The sequence below is a fragment of the Synechococcus sp. R55.7 genome (assembly GCF_047461955.1).
Taxonomy (GTDB): domain Bacteria; phylum Cyanobacteriota; class Cyanobacteriia; order Thermostichales; family Thermostichaceae; genus Thermostichus.
Genome location: NZ_JANSIC010000002.1, coordinates 1 through 3,969, shown reverse-complemented (window position 1 = coordinate 3,969; position 3,969 = coordinate 1). Strand labels below are relative to the sequence as shown.

Below are 3,969 nucleotides of genomic sequence, written 5' to 3'. Positions count from 1 at the left end.
ATCCCGCCGGCACAAAAGTTTTCTGTCACCGACTTGGGCTTGGGAAAAACCCTAGGCCATTGTGAACTCGGGGTGTGCGCCGCCGGGAGGGACTGGGATCCGTCTCACTGTTGGGTGGGCTGGCTTCTGGGTGTCGGTGTTCCAAATTGACGGCTTCTCCCCCCAGCACCAAGGTGGAAGCATTGCCCCCATCCAAGTTCAAGGCATGGCGACAGCCCAATTGCTGCATCAACTGCGCCATCTCCAGCAGGGTAAGCCCTTGGTTTTCCTGGGCATTGCCGGCGGTCACCAGCAGCAAATGTCCGCTGTCCAGTTGGCCGATGGCACTGCGGGCGGCTCGCTGCCGGCGAAAGAGGGGTTGAAATGCCTCCAATCGGGCATCCAAAACCACCTGCCCATCTAAGAGCAAGAGCGGCCCTGCGCCCAAGAGGTGAGGATAGGCTTCCAGCTCAGGCGGATCCAAGCGCAGATAAAAGCTGAGGCGATCCCCAGGAACCAGCTTGCGGGCTTCTAGGGCACCTTCTAGCCCCCGCCCTGCCAATACATACCCCTCACTGGGAATCTGTACCGTTAAACTGCCGGCCAGGCCAGCCATCAGAATCTCTTGCACCCGATCCTCCCGCACCATCACGAGCATTTCGTCGTCCGTTTGGGTGGTGTAGGTGGATCCCCAGTCGGGGGTGAACTGGGAGATGCCGGGCAGGATATAGCCTGTATTGATGCCCACCACTGGGATTTGATCCCCAATGGCATTGCGCAGCTCTGCTTGCATCCGCAAACGGGCAAAGCGCACGGATCCCCCTTCTTGCCCTGCCGTCCCATCCGACCAGGCGATGACCCCACGACCCAAAATGGGGCTGGAGATCCAACGGCCATCCCGACGAATTGCCCCCAGCGGCTGACGGGTGTTGCGGTTGAAAAACCCACCGTTAATGGCGGCTACTGCTCCCTGTTCGGGGCCAAAGGAAGACAGCTCCCCCAGACCCACCAGCCCCGCAGGTGCAGCCCAGATAGGCCGCAGTTGGCCCGCTGCGAGAGAAATGACCACGATAGAAACGGGGATCCGATTGTCTCCAACCCAAACCTCCTTCTGGTACAAAGGGATCCCTTGCACCACCCGCACCGGCTGCACACCGAGGGTCACCTGAGCTTGAGCAGCCACGCTGGGCAAAAAGAGAGCAGCAGTGCAGGCTAACCCCCAGCCCATGACCCAGGCGCTCAGCTTGGTTTTGGACATGTCTTCACGTCTTTAGGGCTTCACCATTGTCATTGGGAGATGATTATCCCCCTGCGGCAAAGGTTCCCATCACAATGAGCGACAACAGGATCCCGGGAAAGAGCAGCGTCACCAAGATCAGCAGTTCGGATAGGGTCATTGGGGAATGCTACCTACTTAAGGATTGAGCCAACACAGCAGCCCTAATTTTCACCCTAGCGATCCTATGGAAGTGGCCCAGGATCCCTTTGGGATCCCTTAACACTCGATCACCGGTTTTTGCGGCTGCCCGTGCATGCCATCTCTCGCTCTGCCGACAGTATCCTGGCAAGGGGAAAGCCTCATCCAACGGTTCCTATGGGCATCCAAGGCAAACGCATTGCCGTCGAACCCGGCCATCTTCGCCCCTGGCTCAAAGAGGCTGTTTTGGCAGGGGGTGGCGAAATTGTGCCCCTGGCAGAAGCAGAAGCCTTGGTCTGGGCCGATGCCTTTGATGTGCCCGGCCTGAAGTGCTGTCTGGCGGAAGGGAAAGGGATCCGCTGGGTGCAGTTGCCCTGGGCGGGGGTAGAGCCTTTTGTCCGGGCAGGGGTTTTGCATCCTGCCTATGTGTGGACTTGTGGCAAGGGGGTCTATGCCCAGCCAGTGGCGGAACATGCCTTGGCCTTGACCTTGGCCGGCTTGCGCGACTTGAAGATCCGCGCCTTGGCCCAAACGTGGCAGGAAGGCTCCGGTACCAGCCTCTGGGGCAGCCGCGTGGTCATTTTTGGGGCCGGGGGCATCGCCCAAGAGTTGATCAAGCTGTTGCAGCCTTTTCAATGCTCCATCGACGTGGTGCGTCGCAAGGCGGATCCCTTGCCGGGGGCCACGCGGGTGGTGACACTCGCGGAACGGCAAACGGTGTTGGCAGGGGCAGATGTGGTGATCCTGGCTTTGGCCCTCACGCCGGAAACCGAGGGGATCATCGCCCAAGCTGAGTTGGAGCAGATGGGATCCCAGTGCTGGCTGGTGAATGTGGCGCGAGGCAAGCACATCGTGACCTCCGACTTGGTGGCCGCCCTGCAGCAGGGGGTCATTCGCGGGGCCGCCTTGGATGTCACGGATCCCGAGCCCCTACCGGATGGGCATCCCCTCTGGAGCTTGCCCAACTGCCTGATTACCCCCCACACTGCTCTTACCGATGCCATGATTGTCCCAGCCCTCTCTAAGCGGGTGCGAGAAAATGTGCGGCGCTTCCGGGCCGGGGATCCCTTGCTGGGGGTGGTGGATCCGGTTTTGGGGTATTGAGTCCTCTAGCCCCCCTCCCTTGGGGAGCCTGGGATCAGAAACATTTGGCGCCAAACCCTACTGCGAAGCCATCTCCCGCACGCGGGCAGCAATGGCCTCTGCCATCTCCTGAGTGCCGACAGGATCCCCTGTGGCCAGGTCATAGGTGACCTGCTTGCCCTCGGCGATCACCGCCTGCACCGCCGCCTCCACCCTTGCGGCAGCCTCCCGCTCTCCTAGGTAGCGCAGCATCATCGCCCCGGAGAGGATCAGAGCGCAGGGGTTGACTTTGTTTTGGCCGGCATATTTGGGAGCAGAGCCGTGAATGGCCTCAAAAACCGCAATGCCGTCGCCGATGTTGGCCCCCGGCGCCACCCCCAGCCCGCCGATCATCCCCGCGCACAAGTCGGAAATGATGTCCCCATAGAGGTTGGTGAGCACCAGCACATCGTAGAGCTGCGGCTTTTGCATCAGTTGCATGCACATGTTGTCCACGATGCGATCTTCAAACTCGATGTCGGGGTACTCCTGGGCCACCTCCCGCGCCACCTGCAGAAACAAGCCATCGGTGAATTTCATGATGTTGGCTTTGTGCACTGCCGTCACCTTCTTGCGGCCATTCTGGCGGGCGTACTCAAAGGCAAATTTGACAATGCGGCGGCTGCCGAAGTCCGAAATGGGCTTGATGCCAATGGCGGATCCCTCGCGGATGGGTTTGCCGGAAAGGCGCATCATTTCCTCCCGCGCCTGGATGGCTTCCGGCGTGCCCCGTTCAAACTCGATCCCGGCATAGAGATCTTCAGTATTTTCCCGCACCACCACTAGGTCAATGTCTTGAAAAGGGCTTTTGACACCGAGCATGGATTTGGCCGGGCGCAGATTGGCGTAGAGATCCAGCTCCTTGCGAATGGCCACGTTGACCGAACGAAAGCCAGTACCTACGGGAGTGCCAATCGGCCCTTTGATCGCCACTTTGGTTTCCCGAATGGACTCCAACACCTGGGGCGGCAAGGGGGTGCCGTATTTCTCGATCACCTCCACTCCTGCTTCTACCGGGATCCATTCGAACCGAACCCCAGTAGCCTCCAAGACCGTGGTCATCGCCTTGGCCACTTCCGGGCCAATGCCATCCCCAGGGATCAAAGTCACACGATAGGCCACAGATGCTTCTCCTCGCAGTGTTAACGACAGCGCAAAAACTCCGCCTTGCCAGCGTGAGAGGATCCCTCCACCAGACAGGTTAGAGAACCGGGAACCCTTGAGCTTAAACGACTATAGAACAGGTTGAGACCGAAAATGCTGCGTCCGCTACCTTGAAAAGACTGGGCTGGGGACAAGATTAGGAACTCGGCGGCAAAGAGATCCGCAGTTCCACCACTGTGCCACTGCCAAAGCGGCGATTACGCCAAGCAATGCTTGCCCCGATCAACTCGGCTCGGTAGCGCATGTTGAGCAACCCGTGGCCATGGCCGGGCGGCTGGGCGGGATCC

At 59.9% G+C, this 3,969-nt stretch carries 3 protein-coding genes; 1 reads left to right on the top strand and 2 read right to left on the bottom strand.

Annotated elements, in window-relative coordinates; genetic code table 11:
• Nucleotides 1-25: 25 nt before the first annotated feature.
• Nucleotides 26-1,237, bottom strand: coding sequence for a phosphodiester glycosidase family protein (locus tag NW820_RS00230; protein WP_414406353.1), 1,212 nt, complete (start codon nucleotides 1,235-1,237; stop codon nucleotides 26-28).
• 336 nt (nucleotides 1,238-1,573) lie between these two features.
• Here NW820_RS00230 and NW820_RS00225 point away from each other — a divergent pair, with 336 nt between their 5' ends.
• Nucleotides 1,574-2,500 carry a D-isomer specific 2-hydroxyacid dehydrogenase family protein gene (locus tag NW820_RS00225; RefSeq protein WP_414406352.1) on the top strand — a complete coding sequence of 309 codons (927 nt, stop codon included), beginning with the start codon at nucleotides 1,574-1,576 and terminating at the stop codon, nucleotides 2,498-2,500.
• Nucleotides 2,501-2,557: 57 nt separating this feature from the next.
• On the opposite strand, the gene NW820_RS00220 is transcribed toward NW820_RS00225, so the two are convergent.
• Nucleotides 2,558-3,640 (bottom strand): isocitrate/isopropylmalate dehydrogenase family protein, encoded by a 1,083-nt coding sequence (locus NW820_RS00220; protein ID WP_414406351.1) that lies wholly within the window; start codon nucleotides 3,638-3,640, stop codon nucleotides 2,558-2,560.
• Nucleotides 3,641-3,969: the final 329 nt, after the last annotated feature.